At 56.4% G+C, this 21,032-nt stretch carries 16 protein-coding genes; 1 reads left to right on the top strand and 15 read right to left on the bottom strand.

The window, feature by feature from the left end; all coding sequences use genetic code 11:
- Positions 1 to 109: 109 nt before the first annotated feature.
- Both RDO88_RS02920 and RDO88_RS02915 read right to left on the bottom strand, forming a co-directional pair.
- Positions 110 to 1,669, bottom strand: a complete 1,560-nt coding sequence (locus RDO88_RS02920) for a RagB/SusD family nutrient uptake outer membrane protein (protein ID WP_307757932.1) — start codon at positions 1,667 to 1,669, stop codon at positions 110 to 112.
- 26 nt (positions 1,670 to 1,695) lie between these two features.
- Positions 1,696 to 4,962: a SusC/RagA family TonB-linked outer membrane protein gene (locus RDO88_RS02915; RefSeq protein ID WP_307757931.1), complete on the bottom strand. Its 3,267-nt coding sequence runs from the start codon at positions 4,960 to 4,962 to the stop codon at positions 1,696 to 1,698.
- A gap of 281 nt (positions 4,963 to 5,243) precedes the next feature.
- Here RDO88_RS02915 and RDO88_RS02910 point away from each other — a divergent pair, with 281 nt between their 5' ends.
- Positions 5,244 to 6,749, top strand: a complete 1,506-nt coding sequence (locus RDO88_RS02910; protein WP_307757930.1) for a hypothetical protein — start codon at positions 5,244 to 5,246, stop codon at positions 6,747 to 6,749.
- A gap of 8 nt (positions 6,750 to 6,757) precedes the next feature.
- Here the strand turns inward: RDO88_RS02910 and RDO88_RS02905 are convergent, their stop codons facing one another.
- The 13 genes from RDO88_RS02905 to RDO88_RS02845 form a co-directional block, all read right to left on the bottom strand.
- Positions 6,758 to 8,197 carry an NADH-quinone oxidoreductase subunit NuoN gene (locus tag RDO88_RS02905; RefSeq protein WP_307757929.1) on the bottom strand — a complete coding sequence of 480 codons (1,440 nt, stop codon included), beginning with the start codon at positions 8,195 to 8,197 and terminating at the stop codon, positions 6,758 to 6,760.
- Positions 8,198 to 8,287: 90 nt separating this feature from the next.
- Positions 8,288 to 9,772 (bottom strand): NADH-quinone oxidoreductase subunit M, encoded by a 1,485-nt coding sequence (locus RDO88_RS02900; protein ID WP_307757928.1) that lies wholly within the window; start codon positions 9,770 to 9,772, stop codon positions 8,288 to 8,290.
- Between the two features lie 114 nt (positions 9,773 to 9,886).
- Complete coding sequence (gene nuoL / locus RDO88_RS02895; protein WP_307757927.1) at positions 9,887 to 11,770, bottom strand: NADH-quinone oxidoreductase subunit L; 1,884 nt, start codon at positions 11,768 to 11,770, stop codon at positions 9,887 to 9,889.
- 61 nt (positions 11,771 to 11,831) lie between these two features.
- Positions 11,832 to 12,140 carry an NADH-quinone oxidoreductase subunit NuoK gene (nuoK, locus tag RDO88_RS02890; protein WP_204968770.1) on the bottom strand — a complete coding sequence of 103 codons (309 nt, stop codon included), beginning with the start codon at positions 12,138 to 12,140 and terminating at the stop codon, positions 11,832 to 11,834.
- A 21-nt stretch (positions 12,141 to 12,161) separates the two neighbouring features.
- A complete protein-coding gene (locus tag RDO88_RS02885; protein WP_307757926.1) occupies positions 12,162 to 12,674 on the bottom strand; it encodes an NADH-quinone oxidoreductase subunit J in 513 nt (170 codons plus the stop codon).
- Between the two features lie 6 nt (positions 12,675 to 12,680).
- Entirely contained in the window at positions 12,681 to 13,163 is a 483-nt protein-coding gene (locus RDO88_RS02880; protein ID WP_307757925.1) for a 4Fe-4S binding protein, read from the bottom strand.
- 35 nt (positions 13,164 to 13,198) lie between these two features.
- Complete coding sequence (gene nuoH / locus RDO88_RS02875) at positions 13,199 to 14,275, bottom strand: NADH-quinone oxidoreductase subunit NuoH (protein ID WP_307757924.1); 1,077 nt, start codon at positions 14,273 to 14,275, stop codon at positions 13,199 to 13,201.
- Between the two features lie 86 nt (positions 14,276 to 14,361).
- A complete protein-coding gene (locus tag RDO88_RS02870; RefSeq protein ID WP_374043888.1) occupies positions 14,362 to 15,969 on the bottom strand; it encodes an NADH-quinone oxidoreductase subunit D in 1,608 nt (535 codons plus the stop codon).
- Positions 15,959 to 16,558: an NADH-quinone oxidoreductase subunit B gene (locus RDO88_RS02865; RefSeq protein ID WP_307757923.1), complete on the bottom strand. Its 600-nt coding sequence runs from the start codon at positions 16,556 to 16,558 to the stop codon at positions 15,959 to 15,961. Before RDO88_RS02865 ends, RDO88_RS02870 begins: the two co-directional genes overlap by 11 nt.
- Positions 16,549 to 16,899, bottom strand: a complete 351-nt coding sequence (locus RDO88_RS02860; RefSeq protein WP_307757922.1) for an NADH-quinone oxidoreductase subunit A — start codon at positions 16,897 to 16,899, stop codon at positions 16,549 to 16,551. Before RDO88_RS02860 ends, RDO88_RS02865 begins: the two co-directional genes overlap by 10 nt.
- A 149-nt stretch (positions 16,900 to 17,048) precedes the next feature.
- A complete protein-coding gene (gene trkA, locus RDO88_RS02855; RefSeq protein WP_307757921.1) occupies positions 17,049 to 18,389 on the bottom strand; it encodes a Trk system potassium transporter TrkA in 1,341 nt (446 codons plus the stop codon).
- A gap of 26 nt (positions 18,390 to 18,415) precedes the next feature.
- Positions 18,416 to 20,323: a 1-deoxy-D-xylulose-5-phosphate synthase gene (gene dxs, locus RDO88_RS02850; RefSeq protein ID WP_307757920.1), complete on the bottom strand. Its 1,908-nt coding sequence runs from the start codon at positions 20,321 to 20,323 to the stop codon at positions 18,416 to 18,418.
- Positions 20,308 to 20,904: a hypothetical protein gene (locus tag RDO88_RS02845; RefSeq protein ID WP_307757919.1), complete on the bottom strand. Its 597-nt coding sequence runs from the start codon at positions 20,902 to 20,904 to the stop codon at positions 20,308 to 20,310. The genes dxs and RDO88_RS02845 overlap by 16 nt, the downstream gene beginning before the upstream one ends.
- Positions 20,905 to 21,032: the final 128 nt, after the last annotated feature.

The following is a 21,032-nucleotide window of genomic DNA, read 5'->3' as shown; positions in this document are numbered from 1 at the left end:
AAAAGAAGGCCGGGAAGCACCGGCTTCCGCAGAAACCGGGCCTCCCGACCTGACATCAGAGAGAATAGATGAAGAAAAATGAGAAATTGGTTAGGGTAAAGAGGGTCTCTCACTCGATGTAACTGTCCAGTGCGCCGTTGTAGTCCACTTCTTTGGCGGGATAGACCCACGTCCACTGGTTGCCTTCTTCGGGCTGGACGCTGACGGCAAACTGGGCATGGAAACTGCCTTCGGGGTGGGCGTGGCGCACAATGGGCTGACGCCAGCGCTTCAGGTCGAACCAGTCGAAGCCTTCGCCCCACAGCTCGATGCGGCGGTAGAGTTTCACTTCTTCGAGCAGGTTGGCACCGGTACGGGTGCAGGTGTATTGCGGGTCGCGGCCGCTGTCTTTGACGAGGGCCTGCATCAGCGCCTGCGTTTCGGTATCTTTGCCTCCCAGGTGGCAGTTGGCTTCGGCTTCGATGAGGTACATCTCGGCCGCACGGAAGTGGTTGAGCTGACCGATGCCGGGCTGGCCGGTGCAGAGGAACTTGAACTGCATGTAGGCATAGACAAGGCTGGTGGCGTAAATCTTGTCGGCGTAGTCGCGGCGGGCGCGTTCCAGCATAGGGCCGCTGGTGACGCGGCCGTTGGCCGTGTTATACGTATCGCCTTCCTGAGGGCCGAGGAACATCCGGCGGCGCACATCCGTCGCAGGGATGCGGTCGTAGAGCTCCTTGCTGATGGCGCAGGGATAGGTGCGGCAGATGTTGGCGCTGGAGTTGCTGCCCTGCTGGGCGAAGAAGGAGAAGTAGTAGAGCGTCTGGTCGGGGGCGCTGTAGCTGCTCCAGATCCATTCGCTGTTGGGGGTGCTGAAGCCTCCGTCCACATAGTCGGCGTTGCTCATCAGCGGATAGTCCTTGCGGGCCAGGGGAGCATACTTGGCCGCAGTGGCCCAGTCTTCACGCGTCAGGGCGGCACGGGCATAGACGGCACAGGCTACGGAGAGGTCGGGGCTGTGGTTGTCGTCGCGGCTGCGTGTCAGGCCGCTGCGGGTATAGGCATCGACGGCCGCGTCGAGGTCGGTGTAGATTTGGGTATATACCTGTGCCAGCGTAGAGGCGGGCAGGTCGCCGTCCGAAGTGTCGATGCGCAGGGGCAGGCCGCGCGAAGCGCCCTGGTTGCTGTCTGCCCAGCGGTGGCAGTAGAGCTGGCTGAGCATCAGGTAGGCGTATGCACGGACGGTGAGCGCCTGGGCGCGGATGAAGAGGCGTTCTGCTTCCGGGCCTTCGGCCTGGTCGATATGAGCCACGATGCGGTTGGCGTTGCCTATCAGCTTGTAGTAGTAGAACCAGGGATAGTAGCAGTAGAGCGAGGAGTTGCGCTCGAGGAACGAGGTGGCGTTGATGATGTCAGCCCATCCCGTCAGGTTGCACTTCTGGAAATCGTTGCCCGGATAGTTGCCATACCAGGTCTTGATGGTGCCTTCGCCGTTCACTCCCTGCTGGCCCAGGTATTGCTGGGTCATCATGAGGCAGAGGCCGTTGACGGCCAGGCGTGCGTTCTCGGTGGTTTCGAAGACGGTGCCCGTGTCGGTGGACGACTGGGGCAGGGTGTCGAGGTAGTCGGCCGAGCAGGCAGTGAGCAGGGCTGAGCCGACGGTTATATAGAGCAGGTTCTTCAGTTTCATAAGAATATTGTTTTAAGTAATGTGTATTACAGTTTCACACTCACTCCCACGGAGAAGATGCGCGGCGTCACGAGGTAGTTGCCCTGGCCGCCGGCGAACGACTGCTGGGGGTTCATGCCCTGGCGGGCGGTGAAGGTCCAGAGGTTCTCGCAGCTGAGGTTCAGGCCCACGGCTTGCAGTCCCATGTGGTCCACCCACGTCTGCGGCAGGCGGTAGGACAGGGTGAGATTCTTCACCACCAGATAGTCGGCCGAAGTGAGCCAGCGGGAAGAGACGGCATTGTTGTCCGAGCTCAACGTGCTGTTGATTTGCGGTATGCCGTCCTTCCGGATGCGGTCGGGCGAATGTTCGTCCATACCTTCGGGGGCCTTGGTCCACGACTGCATGATGTCGGCATGATAGTTGCCGGGACTGGTGCCGGTCGTCATCAGCGACTGATAGACACCGTCCATCGTCTTGCCGCCCAGGGAGTATGTGAAAAGAGCAGAGAGAGTGAGCGACTTGTAGCCGATGGTACCCGTCAAGCTGCCATAAACCGTGGGCAGGGCCGACCCGTGGAACTCCCGCTGGCCGTAGGTGGTGTTGGTGACGTAGGGTACACCGCCAATCACCGTTGCCTTCTTGGTGATGTCAACGCCACTCTGTTTGTTGCCCAGCGTGGTGCCGTCGGGCAGTGTGACGAAATAGTCGTCCAGATTGGCTTTGTAGAGCGAGTTGCCCGTCAGCTGGTCCACACCCTCGAAGGTGTAGGTGAAGAACTCGTAGCGGCTTCTCCCCTCTACAATCTTGTAGGCGCCGGAGATGATGCCGTCCTTGTTCTGGTCGGGCAGTTTCACAATCTTGTTCTTCAGCCAGGTGGCGTTGGCTGCTATGTTGATAATCCAGTTTTTGTTGCGGAACACGTCGACGTCGGTATTCACTTCGATACCCCGGTTGGAGATGGTGCCCAGGTTGCGCGTCACGGTGGCTTCGGCGCTTCCCGTCGAGGTACCTCCGGCCGAAAGGGGCAGGTAGATGTCGAACAGCAGGTCTTTGTTGCGCTTGTCGAAATACTCCACACTCAGGTTCCAGCGGTCGAAGAGGCGTGTCTCGATGGCTACGCCGTAAGCCTCTCCCGTTTCCCATTTCAGGTCGTAGGAGTCCTTCTGGTTCATGTAGAGGGCACCCTTGTGGGCATTCTGTTCGATGGCATAGAGGCTCATGTAGCCGTAGTAGCCGGCACCGGCGTCGTTGCCCACCTGGCCGTAGTTGGCGCGCAGTTTCAGGTCGTTCACCCAGCGGACGTCTTTCATGAACGCCTCTTCGCTGATGATCCAGTTGGCACCCACGCTGCCGAAGTTGCCCCAGCGGTTATCCGGATGGAAGCGCGAGGAACCGTCGCGGCGGAAGGATACCTCCAGGTTGTAGCGGTCGCGGTAATTGTATCGGATGCGGCCCAGATAGCTTTCCGTGCGGTAGTTGTCTTCATAACCGTCCAAGCTGGTTATTTCGGTGAAGTTGCTGAAATTGGGACGGTCGGGGAATATCTGCGCCGTCTTGAAGCCATAGGTGTAGTCGTAATTATAGGAGAAATTCTCGTGGGCCACCAGTACGTCGAGCAAGTGCGGGCCGAAGAGGTGGGTCCACTTCAATTGCTGCTGGAACGTATAACTCTTGTAGCGCTGGTTGATGCGGTTGGCACGTCCGCCACTACCTTTTCCGTCGCCGATAATGGCGTTGTTGTAAGTACTGTTGTCCGACTGGCTCAGGTTCATGTCGCCCTTCACGGTGAAGGTGAAGTCCTTCAGGAACTTGATGTCCATGTAGGCAATGCCCTGCAGGGTGTTGCGCTGGGTCTGGTTCTTGTCCAGCTCGTTCTCCCACACCACGTGGCGGTCCTGATACTGGTTGCGCGTGGCGATTTCCACTCCCTTGTCGTCGGTGTAGTAGCCGGGGTCGTACTGTGTCCGGCCGTCGGCCGTCAGGCGATAGGAGCCGTCGGCGTTGTGCAGGTGTACGGGATAGATGGGAGCAATCTGGCGGCAGTACATGAAGGCGTTGGTGAACGCGGCCCCCTGGTCGCCTGCCGTAATCTGTGCATTCTGATGGCTGCCCGAGAGGTTGACTCCTGCCTTCAGCCACTTCACCGGGGTGAGGTTGACGGAGACACGGGCCGACAGGCGGTTGAAGCTCGAGTTGCGTACATAGCCTTCTTCGTCGAGGTAGCCCAGGGAGAAGTAATAGTCGCTCTTCTCGTTGGCGGCATTCCCGCTGAAAAGGTACTCCTGACGGTGGCCGTTGCGGATGGCCGCCTTGTACCAGTCGAGGTCCTCGGCATAGCCGGGCAGCATCTGCACACCGTCGGCCAGACGGCCGTTGGCATCGAACAGTTCTTTGTCGGGCTTGTTGAAGATGTTCAGGTAAAGCTGCTCGCCGATGAGGTTCTCGCTGGCATAGCGGGCCGCCACGTCGGGTGCGTCGCCGGCGGAGATGCGGGCGTTGCGCAGGTTCTGCCAGCTGGCCTCCATGAACTGGCGGGCATCCGTGCGGGCATATTCCTTGATGCCGCGGGTATAGATACCCTGGTTCATCTTGAGCTCGAAGCTCAGTTTGCCGGCCGTACCTTTCTTGGTGGTGATGAGGATGACACCGTTCGAGGCACGGTTACCGTAAAGGGCACACGAAGCGGCGTCCTTCAGTACCGACAGGCTCTCGATGTCGGCCGGATTGATGTCGGCGATGCTTCCGCTGAAGGGCACGCCGTCCACCACATAGAGGGGCGAGCTGGAGCCGTTCACCGTCCCGATGCCTCGGATGCGGATGTCGGGCGAGCTGCCCGGCGCTCCGTAGGTGCTGTTGATCTGTACGCCCGAGGTGCTGCCTTCCAGGGCTGAAGTGACGCTCGACGTGGGCCTCAGTTCGATTTTGGCCTGGTCGACCGACGAGATGGCTCCCGTGAGCGACGAACGTTTGGCTGTACCGTAGGCTACGGTGACGAGCACTTCGTCGAGCACTTGCTGGTCGCTCTCGAGAACCACCTCAACACGGTCGCTTACCGGAACTTCGCGCTGTTTCATGCCCACATACGAAATTACCAGTGTCTGGGCCGAAGCGGGTACGCCGTTCAACACAAATTTACCGTCTGCATCGGTAATGGTACCTTGCGAAGCTCCTTTCACTAATACGGAAGCTCCGATGACGGGCAGGCCGTCGTCGGCGGAAGTAACGATGCCTTCCACCGTTCGTGTTTGAGCCTGTAGCACTCCCGCTGCCAGGCATACAAACAGAATCAATGACAAAACTCTCTCTTTCATAACTTTTTTCAAAATAGCGTTTTTATAGGATATGCGATTCTCTGCAAGTATCATTTTCGGCGGCAAAATTAGTGGATATGCGGTGTACGGGCAAGGAATGTTGATGTACATCAATATTGCTCTGATATGGCTGGAAATCAGCTGTATAAATACTTTTGTTGATGTACGGATGATGTACATTCGTGTTTTTGAGGATAAAAATGGTCGTTGGAAGAGGGAAATGCAAAAAATAAGCGGGAAGTGTAGGTTATCTTGAAAATCTGTATATATTTGCATTTTATATGAAAAATAAAGTGCTATTCCTTCTGCTGACCTTGTGGCTTGGTGCCTGCAGTCCAAGTCCGGACCCACTCCCGAATGACTTTTGGGACAACATCGTTTTGCGTGATTCCGTCGCCTTGTCGGACAGTCTGTTGCATCAAGGACTACAGCAGGCGCTGGAGGCCGATGATTCGCTTCACATCAGTCTCCTTTATTTCCTGCAGGGGAAAAAACTGCATCAGGATTATTTCCTGTTCCGTGCGCAGGAGTGTTATGAGAAAAGCCGCGGATATTTGCCGGCGGGGGTACATCCGCGCCTGCAGATGGAGCTGGATATTGCGCAGGCCGACCTGTGCCGGTTCAACCATTTTTCCGAACGTGAGGCACGTCTGCTTGATGAGGCTCTCGCCTTGGCCTTGGAGGAGAAAGACAGCCTGATGCTTGTCCGGATAAGGACTGTCCGTATGCGACGCTTCAAGGTGCAGAAGCAATTTGCGCGGGCTTTGGACGAACTGCGTCAGGCGGAACGCTATGCAGATGCCTTGAAGCCTGAACAGAAAGCGGAACTGATGGCCGACATGGCTGTAGTCCATCTTTATATGGAGCAGGCCGACTCTGCGTTGGTGGCCATCGGTCGTGCACGGGCTGTCGGCCAAGGGAGGCAGGAGTATTATCGTGCGCTCGATAAAGGCATCCGCTACCACCTGGCCCGCAATGATTCTGCCCTATATTATTTCCGCAGCATAGCCGAGATGTTTCCGTTGCGACGCAGGGCGGAGGCCTACCGCTATATGGCCGAAGCTCTTTACCGTCGTGGCCAGCAACAGCAGGCTGTCGACTTCCTGCGCGAACATGTGCGCTATCGCGATTCGATCGATGCTGACAAGAAGGCGGAACTGCTCGACAAAATACATGCCATCCGCGAATACCGCAAACAGCAGGTGATGATTGAGGACAACGAACGCCAGCTCACTCGCCGGCTTTTATGGGTGTACCGCCTTGTGGGGATGGTCTGCCTGCTGGTTATTCTGTGGGGAGCCTACTACATCTATACCCGTCGCAGGCAGGCCTTACTGAACCGCGACCTGATGCAGGCACAACTTTCCCGTCAGGAAATGGAAATACGCTACCTGCGCGAACAGGAAGCGAAAGAGCAGCTGGAGAACGCACAGCTGGTGCAGAAAGTGGAATACTTCAAGCAGCTGAATGAAATAACCATCCCCTTGCTGATGCGCAGTCGGACGGCTTCGGGGGCTCTTCATCTCTCTAAGGACGACTGGCAGACGCTCCGCAACAATACGGACGCCTGCTTCGACAACTTTACAAGCCGTCTCAAGACTGCCTATCCCCAGCTGAACGAAGAGGATATAGATTTCTGCTGCCTGGTGAAAATGGAACTCCCCCTGGCTGTTCTGGCAGAAATCTACCACATAGCCAAGGGGAGCATATCGCGCAAAAAGATGCGTCTGAAAGAAAAGATAGGAGTTACGGATACAAGTTTCGACGAGTTTGTAACTTCCTTTTAAGGGTGGGCTTACAGCCCGAACGCATAGCGTCCTATCGATTCGTAGGAGGCGCTGACGATACTCAGTACTGTGATGCCCAGCGTACAGATGAGCAGGGCGGCACGTGTATAATTGTCGCTGCTGAAGGCGGCGATGGGTTCTTCATTCTTGTTGATGTACATGGCCTTTACCACACGCAGGTAGTAGTAGAGCGAGATGACCGTATTGGCCAATGCAATGAATACCAGCAAATGGAAACCGCTGTTGAAGGCTGCCGCAAAGATGAAGAACTTCGAGAAGAAACCTGCAAACGGCGGGATACCTGCCAGCGAGAACAGACAGAGCGTCATGAGGAATGCCAGACGCGGATTGGTGGTGTAGAGTCCGTTGTAATCGTCCACAGTATATTTATGGGTACGCAGGGCAATGATGGTGATGACGGCAAATACACCCAGGTTGGCAAAGAGGTAGATGAGGATGTAGTAGACCAGTGCTGTCATACCCTGTGTCGTACCGGCAATGACACCCAGCATGATGTAGCCTGCCTGCGAGATACTCGAGAAGGCCATCAGGCGTTTCAGGTTCTGCTGGCGCAGGGCAAAGAGGTTGGCCAACGTGATGGAGGCGATGATGACCCAGTACAGCAGTGTCTGCCATTGTTCCACCATCGGCGCGAAAACCTTGACGAGCACAGCCATCAGCACGAAAGCGGCCGATCCTTTGGAAATGACACTCAGATAGGCTGTCACTGTCGAAGGAGCGCCTTCGTATACATCGGCTGTCCAGAGGTGGAAGGGAACGAGCGAAATCTTGAATCCCATGCCGGCAAAGAAGAATACAAAAGCCATAATCTGCAAGGCGCTGCCATCGAGATGGGCAGGTACGTCGGCAAAATAGAGAGTTCCTACGGTGCCGTAGATGAGCGAAATGCCATAGAGCAGCAGGCCGCTCGAGAACAATGCCATCAGGATGTACTTGGCACCCGCCTCGGCTGAATGGTGGCGGTATTTGTCGAAGGCCACGAGGGCTGCCATCGGTACGCTGGCTGTCTCCAGACCGATGAAGAACATCAGAAAGTGGCCGGCAGAAATCATCAGATACATACCCAGCAGAGTAGAGAGAGTGAGGAAGTAGAACTCACCTTGCTTGTGGCATGTGTCGGGACGGCGCATCCACTCGTGGGCCATCAGGAAGACGATGAGGGTACCGATGCTCAGGATGGACTTCATGATGTGCTGGATGGGGGAGTTGTGATACATGCCGCCGAAGGCGTCGGTCACAGGGCCCGGCACAAGGGTTATCACGGTATGGAGAACCAGCAGGGCTACAGGCAGCATGGTGTTCAGTACGGGCCGTCCGTCGCGCTTGTGGGCGTCGGGGCTCATGAACAGGTCGGCTATGAAGAGGATGAGGATGACAGCTATCAGCGACAGCTCTTCTTTCATCACGAGAAATTGACTATAATCCATTTTGTTAATTGTTAATTGAAAATTGAAAATTGAGAATTATTGAATGAAGAACTGAAAATGGATTGTTAATTTTCAATTCTCCATTTTCAATTATCCATTTATCAGTGTTACGATGGGCAGTACGCTGTCGCCTATCATGCCGCTTATCCACCACGGAGCCATACCCAGGGCGGCTACGCAGACAATGAGGATGATGACAGCCGTGCGCTCGTCCCATGTGGCATCGGTCAGTGTGAGGTGATGCTCATTGGTGCAGGTACCGTAGAGAATCTTGCCCACCAGACGCAGGATGTAGACCGCCGTGATGACAATGCTGCAGCAGGCGATGATGGTCCACGTGCGATGGAACACGTCGGCATGCTGGAAGGCGCCGTTGAAGATGGTCATCTCGGCCACAAAGCCGCTCAAGCCCGGCAGACCCAGGTTGGCCAGACCGGCAATGACATAGCAGACGGAGAGGAAAGGCATAATCTTCATCAGACCCGACAGCTCGCGGATGTCGCGGGTGTGCGTACGTCCGTAGATCATACCGATGAGGGCAAAGAAGAGGGCCGTCATCAGACCGTGGCTTAACATTTGGAGTACGGCGCCCGTGCAGGCCGTCTGGTTCATCATCAGGATGGCGAAGAGCACCAGGCCGCAGTGGCTCACCGAGGAGTAGGCGTTGATGTATTTCAAGTCGGTCTGTACGCAGGCCGAGAAGGCACCATAGACAACCGAAATGCCTGTCAGTACCAGGAAGATCCAGCCCAGCTCATTGGCAGCTTCGGGCATCAGATACATGGCGATGCGGAAGCAACCATACCCTCCCAACTTCATCAGTACGCCTGCATGAAGCATGGATACGGCTGTCGGTGCTGAAGCATGACCGTCGGGGCTCCACGTGTGGAAGGGGAAGAGGGCACCCAGCACGCCAAATCCCAGGAAGGTGAGCGGGAACCAGATGCGCTGCTGTTCGACGGGTATGTTGTGCAGGGCAGCTATTTCGGTGAGGTTCATCGTAGTGGCGCCACTGCCGTAGTAGATGCCCAGGATACCTATCAGCAGGAAGGCCGAACCGCCCATCAGCATCAGCGTCAGTTTCATGGCGGAGTATTCCTTGCGGCCCGAACCCCATACGCCGATGAGCAGATACATCGGTATCAGCGCTACTTCATAGAACATGAACATGGTGAACAGGTCGATGGAAATAAAGAAGCCGAACACGCCCAGTGACAGGAACGTGAACCACAGGAAATATTCCTTGGTGAGCGGCTGCAGTCGCCACGAGGCGAAGGTACCTGTAAAGACAATGATAGCCGAAAGCAGCAGCATGGCCACGGATATGCCGTCTACTCCTACCGAGTAGTGGATGTTGAGGGCAGGATACCAGGCTACGTCGGCGCAGAAAAGCATTTCGTCGGTAGCTCCTCCGGCACGGGCGTTGAGATACATCACGGTGAGCACACCTGCCAGCACGAGCAGGGCCGAAGCTCCCGTCACCATCACGGCACGTATCTGACCGATGTTTCGGGCCAGCCATAGGCCGAGAAGCATCAGCAGGGGAATCAGAACGAATAAGGATAAGAAATTCATTTTATTAATTGAAAATTGATAATTGACAATTGAAAATTATCGGTCATTGAGCATCGAAAACGGGAATTTGTTTCATTGAAAGTTAATTGTCCATTTTCCATTCTCAATTCTCCATTATATAAGTATCAGTATCAGGGCCAGTGTTCCCAGCAGGAAGACCAGAGCATATTGCTGGATGCGTCCGCTTTGCAGGCCGCGTATCTCGTCGCTGGTCGCTTCGGCACTCCAGGCCAGGAAGTTGAAGAACCCGTCCACCACGTGGCGGTCCCACCAGGCGATGGGGCGGCTGATGCATCCGAAGATAATCTTGTGCGTGATGAACTGATAAATCTCGTCGATGTAGAAGCGGTGGTAGGCAGCTGTCCACAGGCCACGGAAGCGACGTTGCAGGGCGTCGGCCAAAGGCTGGCGCTCATACAGGTACATCGGAGTGGCAATTGCAATGGCCAGGGCAGCCACGGCGATGCTTGTGCCGGCCACGCTCTTGTCAATGTGGATGTCGTAGGCCAGTCCGTTGGACGAAACCAGGTGCCCGAAAGGAATGAAACCTGCCACAAGGGTAATGGCAGCCAATACCATCAGCGGGAAGGTCATGCTCAGCGGGCTTTCGTGTGGTGTGTGTGCAGCATGAAGCTCCTTGTTCTCCTTACCCCAGAAGATGCCGAAGTAGAGGCGGAACATATAGAATGCCGTCATGGCGGCGATAATCGTCATAATCCATCCCATGGCAGGGCTGAACTGGAAGCAGGCGGTCAGAATCTCATCCTTCGAGAAGAAGCCCGAGAACGGAGGGATACCCGCAATGGCCAGACAGGCGATGAGGAATGTCCAGTGGGTGATAGGCATATACTTGCGCAGACCTCCCATGGCCGACATCTCGTTGCTGTGGACGGCATGGATGATGCTGCCCGCGCCGAGGAAGAGCAGGGCCTTGAACATGGCGTGGGTGAAGAGGTGGAACATACCTGCCATGTAACCCAAGCCTCCTTCGTGAGGGTCGGCCGAGGTACATACGCCGAGGGCCACCATCATGAAGCCGATCTGCGAAATGGTGGAGAAAGCCAGCACGCGCTTGATGTCGCTCTGCACGCATGCTACCGATGCCGCATAGAAAGCGGTGAAGGCACCCACGTAGGCCACGATGTGAAGCGTCTCGGGCGCATAGGCGATGAACAGCGGGAACATGCGGGCCACCAGATAGACACCCGCTACCACCATCGTGGCGGCATGGATGAGGGCGCTGACAGGCGTCGGACCCTCCATGGCGTCGGGCAGCCAGATGTGCAGGGGGAACATGGCGCTCTTGCCCGCACCGCCGATGAACATCAGCCCCAGGGCCAGCGGAAGCATGGCACCACCTTTGGCCAAAGCCATCTCAGTGGGCGTGAATGTATAGGTGCCTGCGTAGTAGCCATACACCAGGATACCGATGAGGAAGCCCAGGTCGGCGAAGCGCGTCACGATGAACGCCTTCTTCGAAGCGGCGATGGCGGCAGGTTTGGTATAATAGAATCCGATGAGCAGATAGGACGATACGCCCACCAGCTCCCAGAAGAGGTACATCTGGAAGATGTTCGTGGCTACCACCAGGCCCAGCATGGACATGGTGAAGAGCGACAGGAAGGCATAGTAGCGTTGGAAGCCCCGTTCACCCTTCATGTAGCCGAAGGAGTAGATGTGTACCATCAGGCTGACGGTCGAGATGACGATGAGCATTACTACCGAGATGGGGTCGAGCAGGATACCCATGTCGATGCTCAGGTTCTCGCTGAAGGGCAGCCAGTGGAAGTTATAGGGCATCAGCGTGGCATACGTTCCGTCGGCCAGTCGCGGCGCGCTGAAGTAGCTCCAGGCCGTCAGATAGGAGAGCACGGCCACCGCGCCCAGCACTACGGTACCGATGAGGCCCGCCGTGCGGTGTGTCATCCATTTGCCCCCAATCCCCAGCGTGAGGAAAGAGAGGAACGGAAGGAGAAGAATAAGAATTGTATATTCCATAATAATGGATAATTTAAAATTGAAAATTAAAACCTAATACCTAAAACCTAATCCATCAGAATCACCACTTCATTTCGTCCAGATTGTTCACCTGAATGCTTCGGATGTTGCGGTAGATGTTGATCATGATGGCGATGGCGATAGCTGTTTCCGCAGCCGAGATGGCAATGGAGAACAGGGCGAAGAAATAACCTTCGAGACTGCCGGGGAAGAGGAAGCGGTTGAACACGGCAAAGTTGATGTCCGTTGCGTTCAGTATCAGCTCGATGGAAATCAATATGGCCAGTGTGTTGCGGCGGGTGAAGAACCCGTAGATGCCCGCAAAGAACATGATGGCCGACACGATCAGGTAATATTCCATGTGTATCATAAGTCGTAATCTTTTTTATTGTTATCTCTTTCGTGCAATGAGCAACCCGCCCACGATGCAGGCCAGCAGCAGGATACTGGCAGCCTCGAAGGGCAGCAGGTAGCCGTATTTGTCGCCCGACAGCATCTGCTGGCCGATGGTGTGGATGTTGATTTCCATCGGTTGCAGGTCGGTTGTGGCCAGGAACTTGTGCTTCAGCGTGATGAAGAGCACGATGACTGCGCCGGCCAGCGTGGTGCCCAGTCCGGCCAGAAACTTGCTCCGCTTCAGCTTGATGGCCTTGTCGCCCTCGCCGCTGGTGAGCAGGATGGAGAAGACGTAAAGGACGACGATGCCGCCCGCATATACCATAATCTGTACAGAACCCAGGAAGGTGTATCCCAACAGAAAATAGATGCCGGCCGTGCCAAAGAGCACGAACAGCAGATAGGTGGCCGAACGCACCATGCGTGTGGTGGTCACCGTCAGCAGGGAGAAGACGGTGATGAAGGCCGCCAGAAAGTAGAATATGACTGTTTCAAGAGTTATTTCCATTTCTTCTTAATCGTTAGTGGTTAGTTTTTTCTTCTCTTCCACATGGCTGCCCGGGTGGTTGAGGGTGAGGATGAGCTTCGAGCGGTCGAACACGGCATGTTCGAACTGCTGGTCGAAGGTGATGGCGCCGTGCGGGCAGGCGTTGACGCAAAGTTGGCAGAACATGCACGAACCGAGGTTGTACTCATACTTGGCCAGCACTTTTTTCTTCTTGCCGTCCTCTGTCTCGACGGTTTCGCTTGTCACGCGGATGGTGCCGTTGGGGCAAGCCATCTGGCACAGGCCGCAGGCCACGCAATGATGTTCATTCTGTTCGTTGTGTGGCATGAAGAGGGTACCACGGAAGCGGTCGAACATCTTCAGCTCCTTGCGGTTCTCGGGATACTGCTCCGTCACCTTAGGCGTGAAGAACTCGCGCATGGTGGTCTTCAAGCCTACGGACAAGCTCTTGATGCCCTTGAAGAAGCTGCTGAAATAAGCATTTATCATAATGATACTATATTTTGATATTTAATGTTTAGAGTTTAAAAGTGCAGTCCGTAGGCCACCACGATACTCATGAGTATCAGGTTGAGCATGGACAGGGGGATGAGGTATTTCCACTCCAGCGTCAGAATCTGGTCGATGCGCAGGCGGGGGAACGTCCATCGCAGCCACATCATGAGGAATACCACAAAGAAGGCCTTGCCAAAGAACCACACGAAGCCGGGGATATAATCCATCACCGCATTGAAGCCGTCCAGCCCGGCAATGTGGAGAGGCATCCATCCACCCAGGAAGATGGTAGCTGCCATGGCTGCCACGATGAACAGGTTCAGATACTCGGCCAGGTAGTAGAAGCCGAAGTGCATGCCGCTGTATTCCGTGTGGTAGCCGGCTGTCAGCTCACTTTCGGCCTCAGGCAGGTCGAAGGGGCCACGGTTACACTCGGCATTGCCTGCGATGAGGTAGGTGACGAAGGCGATGACGGCGGGGATGTGTCCTTTGAAGATGAGCCATCCGTCGGCCTGTCCGCTCACGATTTCCGATATCTGGAGAGTGCCTGTCAGCACGGTCATGGTGAGCAGGCTCATACCTACCGACAGCTCGTAGCTGACAATCTGCGCACCGCTTCGCATGGCGCCGATGAGCGAGAATTTGTTGTTGGAGCTCCATCCGGCCAGCAGAATGCCCACTACGCCGATGCTCGACGCGGCCAGGAAGAAGAAGATACCCACGTTGAAGTCGAGCACTTCCAGCCCCTTGTTCACAGGCAGGCACGAGAAGGTGAGGAACGAGGCCAGTATCACCATGTAGGGAGCCAGGTTGTAGAGGAAGCGGTCGGCACCCTTGGGGGTGAAGATTTCCTTGGTGAGCATCTTGAACACGTCGCAGAACACCTGCAGGGAGCCGTACTTGCCCACACGGTTCGGGCCGAGGCGGCACTGGAAGAAGGCACACACCTTGCGCTCCATGTAGATGAGGATGATGGCGAGGATGGCATACATCAGCACGATGCACACGCCTATGACGACACACTCGATGAAGACCGCCAGCCCTTCGGGCATCAGGGAGGTCAGCATTTGGTGTATCCAGCTTGTTACAATACTAAAGTCAAACATTTATTTAATTGATAATTGATGATTGATAATTGAGAATGGGCGGCTGGCAAGCCATTTTCCATTCTCCATTTTCCATTCTCCATTGATTATCTGTCGATGTCGGGCACCACATAGTCCAGCGTACCTCCGATGGCGATGAGGTCGGCTATCTTCGCGCCGCGGCAGATGGTGTTCACTGTACCCACCAGTGGCAGGCCTGTGGCACGGTAGTGCAGACGGTAGGGAGTCTTGTCGCCACGGCTCTCGAGGTAGACGCCAAACTCGCCGCGGCTGCCTTCGACGGCGGCATACCAGCTGCCTTCGGGCACGCGGATGATGGGTTTCATCTTTTCCTGATAGGGGCCTTCGGGGATGTTGTCGATGAGCTGCTCGATGATGTGGAGGCTCTCTTCAATCTCGTTCATGCGTACCATGTAGCGGGCAAAGCAGTCGCCCTCGGTGCGGACTATCTCGTTGAACTGCACTTCATTGTAGGCAGCATAGGGCATGCGCTTGCGCACGTCGCAGGCCCATCCGCTGGCGCGGCCTGTACCTCCTGTCGCTCCGAAGGAGATGGCGTCCTCGCGGCTCAGCACGCCGATGCCCTTGAGGCGCTGCTGGGCGATGATGTTGCCTGTGAAGATGTCGTGATACTCCTTCAGGTTGTGGCGCATGTAGGGGATGAATTCCTTGACACGCTTCACGAAGTTAGGATGGATGTCGGCCTGCACACCTCCGATGGTGTTGTAGTTCAGGATGAGGCGTCCGCCGCAGGTCTCCTCGAAGATGTCGAGCACCTTCTCGCGGTCGCGGAAGCCATAGAGGAAGGCTGTCGTGGCACCCAGGTCCTGGCAGAGGCAGGAGAAGAACAGGATGTGCGAGTCGATGCGCTGCAGCTCGTCCATGATGGTGCGGATGTACTGCACGCGGCGGCTCACCTCCACGCCCATGGCCTTCTCGATGCACATGCACAGCGCGTGGCGGTTCTGCATGGCGCCCAGGTAGTCCAGACGGTCGGTCAGGGCCAGTGTCTGCGGGTAGGTCAGGCTTTCGTTCATCTTCTCGATGCCGCGGTGGATGTATCCGCAGTTCACGTCAATCTTGTGGATGTTCTCGCCCTCGAGCGACACGCGGAAGCGCAGCACGCCGTGCGTGGCGGGGTGCTGGGGGCCGATGTTCACCACATATTCGTCGTCGCCGAAGAGCACCGTCTGTTCTTCGGTCGTCTCGCCGTCTTGTGTGGTCTTTATTTCGAGGGTGGTGTCCACGGTCTCTTCGTTGGTCATGCGCAGGGGATTTTCCTTTTCAGGGTCGTTGTCCTTGCGCAGGGGGTAGCCCACCCAGTCGTTGCGGAGGAAGAGGCGTCGCATGTCGGGATGTCCCACAAAGCGGATGCCGAAGAAGTCGTACACTTCGCGTTCAGGAAACTCGGCTCCGCGCCAGATGTCGGTCACCGAAGGCAGTTCGGGCTGTTCGCGGTCGAGGGTCGAGGTCTTCACCACCATGCGCTGGCCGTTCTCGGTCGACTCCAGGTGGTAGACTACGCCAAGGCCTCTCAGCGCGCCTTCCGCGTCCTTTTCGTCGGGTACTCCCCAGTCCATGCCCGTCAGGCTTTCCAGGAAGTCCATTTTCTGTTCGTTCTTCAGGCGCAGCATTTCGTCGTGCAGCTGCCCTGGCTCGATGTATAGTGTCTTTTCTTCCATATTATTCTTCATTCTTCATATCCTCGTTCTTCATTTTTCTGTTCACTCCTCCGAAGAATTTTTCAATCTTCACCTTGCGCTGCAGCTGCATCATGCCATAGAGGAAGGCTTCGGGGCGCGGAGGACAGCCGGGCACGTAGACGTCGACAGGCAGTATCTGGTCCACACCCTGCACCACGTGGTAGGACTTGCGGAAGGGGCCTCCGCTGACGGCGCATCCGCCCACGGCCACGACGTATTTGGGGTCGGCCATCTGGTCGTACAGGCGTCGGAGCACAGGGGCCATCTTGTGGGTGATGGTACCGCTCACGAGGATGACGTCGGCCTGTCGGGGGCTGTTGCGGGTCACTTCGAAGCCGAAGCGTGCGATGTCGTATCGGGCGGCACACACGGCCATGAACTCGATACCACAGCAGCTGGTGGCGAAGGTCAGCGGCCAGAGGGAGTTGCTGCGTCCCCAGTCGATGAGCTGGTCGAGCGCACCCACCACGACGTTCACGCCGCCGGCGTTCAGTTCTTGAATGATTTTCTCGAGTGTTTCGTTGTCCTGAAATTCTTCGTAGGGGATGGACTTGATGACGGGTTTCTTCGTTACTTCCATTCCAGTGCTCCTTTCCGCCAGGCGTAAGCCAGACCCAGCACTAAGATAAAGAGGAAAAATGCGGCGGAGATGAGTGCCTGTGCTCCTCCCTCCTTCAGGGTGATGGCCCAGGGGAAGAGGAATACTGTTTCGACTTCGAACATCAGGAACAGGATGGCAAACAGGTAGTAGCCTACACGGAACTGCATCCAGGAACGGCCGCGTGTGGGGATACCGCATTCGTAGGGTTCCATCTTCTGCGGATTGTACGAACGGGGCGCTATCGCGTGGGAAATGGCGATGACGAGGCCCACGAAAACAATGGCCGTCAACACGACGGTGACTAAGAACGTAAAATTCATAAATCTGACAAGATTTTAGTGTTTGTTATGGGGAGACGTTTCTCCCCTTCTCATTTTCGGCCTGCAAAATTACAAATAAGAATTCATCTGTTTGTAACCTCCGCTTGACAAAAAATGGTTATTTTTACACTTTTTATCCTATGTCAAACTTAACTAAAGTAATGTTCTATCTTCTTGATCATCATGCTCAGGCAGAACACCACCACGTGGTCGCCCGGCTGTATTAGCGTGTTTCCTGTCACGACGACACCCTCGCCCTGGCGGATGAGGCCGCCGATGGTCACGCCCTTGGGCAGGCCCAGGTCCTTGACGGGATGCTTCGTGATTTTCGAGCCGGCCTTGACGGTGAACTCGGCCACGTCGGCGTTGGCCACGGTGAGGCATTTCACGTTGCTCACGTCGGCGTCGAGCATCATCTGGTAGATGTGGCTGGCGGCGATCATCTTCTTGTTGATCACGGTGCCTATGTCGAGGCTTTCGGCCATGCCGATGTAGTCGATGTTCTCCACTTCGGCTACGGTCTTGCGCACGCCCATGCGCTTGGCGGCGAGGCAGGCCAGGATGTTGGTTTCGGAGTTGCCCGTCAGTGCCACGAAGGCTTCGGTGTTCTGCAGCCCCTCTTCGGTGAGCAGGTCGAGGTCGCGTCCGTCGCCGTTGATGACCATGATGCGGTCGTCCAGAATCTCTGTCAGGCGGTTGCATCGGTTCAGGTCGTTTTCGATGATTTTCAGCTGCATGTAGTCGGGCACGTACTGGGCGGTCCTGACGGCGATGCGGCTGCCGCCCATGATCATGACGTTGCGCACGTCGGGGTAGTCTTCCTTGCCGGCCACCTTACGCACGTAGGGGATGTACTTGCGGGTGGTGGTGAAGTAGACGATGTCGTGCAGCTGGATGACGTCGTCGCCGCGGGGGATGAGCGTCTCGTTGCCGCGCTTGATGGCCACGATGTGGTAGGGCAGTTCGGGGCCTCCCAGCTGGTGCAGGGGGATGTTCAGTATCTCGGCCTTGGCGCGCATCTTGGTGCCTATCAGGATGAGGGCTCCGCCGCAGAACTCCCACCACTGGCGCACCCAGCTCATGCGGATGGAGGCCACGATTTCCTTGGCGGCCAGCATTTCGGGGTAGATGAGCGAGTGCACGCCCAGCTTCTGGAAGAATTCCTTGTTCTTGGGCAGCAGGTATTCGTAGTTGTCGATGCGGGCCACGGTCTTCTGTGCGCCCAGGTTGGCGGCCAGCAGGCAGGCCGTCACGTTGCGGCTTTCGTCGGGGGTGACGGCGATGAACAGGTCGGCGTCGGACACACCCACTTCCTTGAGTCCCGATACCGACGAGGGTGAGGCGTTGACGGCCATCAGGTCGAAGTTCGACCCGAAGGCGTTGAGGCGTTCTTCGTTTTCGTCCATCAGGATGATGTCCTGCTTCTCGCGCGAGAGGAGCTTGGCCAGGTGTGTGCCTACCGCGCCGGCACCGGCAATGATGATTTTCACTTTACAATCAGATTATAAATTGTTCATTATTCATTGTTCATTGATAATTGTCGGCAGATGCCCTCTTCGTCCATGCCGCACAGGTGGTACAGCTCGTTGACGGTGCCATGCTCGACAAACTGGTCGGGCACGCCGATGCGTCGCACGTCGGGCTTGTAGCCGTGGTCGGCCATGAACTCCAGCACGGCGCTGCCCATGCCTCCGCTGACGACGCCGTCTTCCACCGTGACGATGCGGCGGAAACGTCGGCCTATCTCGTGGAGCATTTCCTCGTCCAGCGGCTTGAGGAAGCGCAGGTCGTAGTGGGCGATGGAGAGGCCCTGCTCCTGTTCGGCCCGCGTGATGGCGCGTGCGGCCACGTTGCCGATGGGGCCCAGGGTGACGACGGCCATGTCCTTGCCCTCCTTCAGCTTTCTTCCCTTGCCCACGGGCACCTCTTCCAGCGGGCAGCGCCAGTCGAGCAGCACGCCCCGTCCGCGCGGATAGCGGATGACGAACGGCCCCTTGTCGGGCAGCTGGGCGGTGTACATCAGGCGGCGCAGCTCGTGTTCGTCCAGCGGCGAGGCGATGGTCAGGTTGGGGATGGGGCGGAAGTAGGCCAGGTCGAACACGCCGTGGTGTGTGGGGCCGTCTTCGCCCACCAGGCCGGCACGGTCCAGGCAGAGCACCACGGGCAGGCGCAACAGGGCGATGTCGTGTATCACGTTGTCGTAGGCACGCTGCATGAAGCTCGAGTAGATGTTGCAGAAGGGTTGCAGCCCTTCCTTGGCCATGCCGCCCGAGAAGGTGGCCGCGTGTCCCTCGGCGATGCCCACGTCGAAGGCGCGGTCGGGCATGGCTTCCATGAGCTTGTTCATGGAGCAGCCGGTGGGCATGGCGGGCGTCACGCCCACGATGCGCGGGTTCTGCCGTGCCAGCTCCACGAGCGTTTCGCCGAAGACGTCCTGGTAGAGGGGCGGCAGGTGGCTGGTGTCGGCCAGGATGCGTTCGCCCGTGTCGGGGTTGAACTTGCCGGGCGCGTGCCACACGCCGGGGTCCTTTTCGGCCGGCTCGAAGCCTTTGCCCTTGGTGGTGTGCAGGTGCAGTATCTTGGGTCCCTTCAGGTCCTTGATGTCGTGGAGCACGCGGGCCAGATTCTTCACGTCGTGTCCGTCGATGGGCCCAAAGTATCGGATGTTCATGCCCTCGAAGATGTTCTGCTGCTGGGCGGCCATGGACTTCAGGCTGTTGGCAAAGCGGATGAGGGCCTTGCGCCGCTCTTCGTTGAGGATGCCCATCTTGAAGAGGATGCGCGACATCTTGAAGCGCAGCTGGTTGTAGCGGTTGCTCGTGGTGAGGTTGAAGAGGTACTGCTTCATGCCTCCCACGCTGCGGTCGATGGCCATGTCGTTGTCGTTCAGGATGATGAGCAGGTCGTTCGGCGTGGACGAGGCATTGTTCAGCCCCTCGAAGGCCAGTCCGCCGCTCATGCTGCCGTCGCCGATGACGGCCACCACCCTGCGGTCTGTTTCGCCCTTCTGCCGGGCGGCCACGCACATGCCCAGGGCGGCCGAAATGGAGTTCGACGCATGTCCGCAGGCAAAGGTGTCGTATTCGCTCTCTTCGGGCGAGGGGAAGGGCTTGATGCCCTTGAAGCGGCGGTTGGTCGAGAAGGCATCGCGACGTCCCGTCAGTATCTTGTGCCCGTAGGCCTGGTGTCCCACGTCCCACACGATGCGGTCGTAGGGTGTATGGTAGACGTAGTGCAGGGCTACGGTAAGTTCCACGGTGCCCAGGCTGGCGGCGAAGTGTCCGGGGTTGCGCGACACTTCTTCGATGATGTCCTTTCTGAGCTCCCTGCATACCTCCGGCAGCTGGTCCGGACGCAGTTTGCGGAGGTCTTCGGGGGTAGCGATGCTGTTCAGCAAGCTGTATGTAGTCAGATTCGTATCCATCTCTTGTCTTTGTTATAGAATGCAAAAGTAACAAAAAGAAATCGGATGCGGGCAAAGTTATACGTTTTTTCTTCTGCCTGTCTGGCTTTTCCCCCGTCCGTGTACCACAAAGATAGACCATTTTCTCGGGCGGGCCAAAAAAAGGACGCCGCCAGCAGCTGAAAATGTGTTAACAGAACAGCGGAGCGTGTTAATAAAACTAATGCATTGTTTTTCAGGGTGGAAAGCAGTGTTTTTCGAGGGACGCCGCGGCGTTTTTCCGTCTCTGTACCGCCGGCGGACGGGGCCTGCGTGTCTGTTCGGAGAAATGGCCCGTGCGCTTCGATGCCGGGGCGGAACTCTCTCTCTTTGGTGAAAATTTCGGCCGGAAACAGCTTTTTTTTCTTCAAAAAATAGTGCGAAATGAGTTTTTTCGGGCATGTCCTTTTTCTCGATTTTCCTGTTTTTTCGCCCTCGAATGTATGTGATTTTGCCCTTTTGGGAGGAAATAAACGGCGCTTTTCGCTCCATTTTTCTGTTCCGGTGATGACAGCTGTGACAGTTGTATTTATTACGATGAAATATAATTGGTTGAAAATCAATGTGTTTTATTGAATACGAATTTCTCGCAGTGACAATGACAGATGACAGTTTGTTTTTTTCAGAAGAGCGTGTGCGTCCCAAATATAAGTTATATTATATATATATTATTATATATATAATATAAAAT

Source organism: uncultured Mediterranea sp. (assembly GCF_902493215.1).
In the GTDB taxonomy this organism is placed as follows: Bacteria; Bacteroidota; Bacteroidia; order Bacteroidales; family Bacteroidaceae; genus Bacteroides.
Note: the sequence above shows the minus strand (reverse complement) of the source record. Positions and strands in the feature narration are given on the sequence as shown.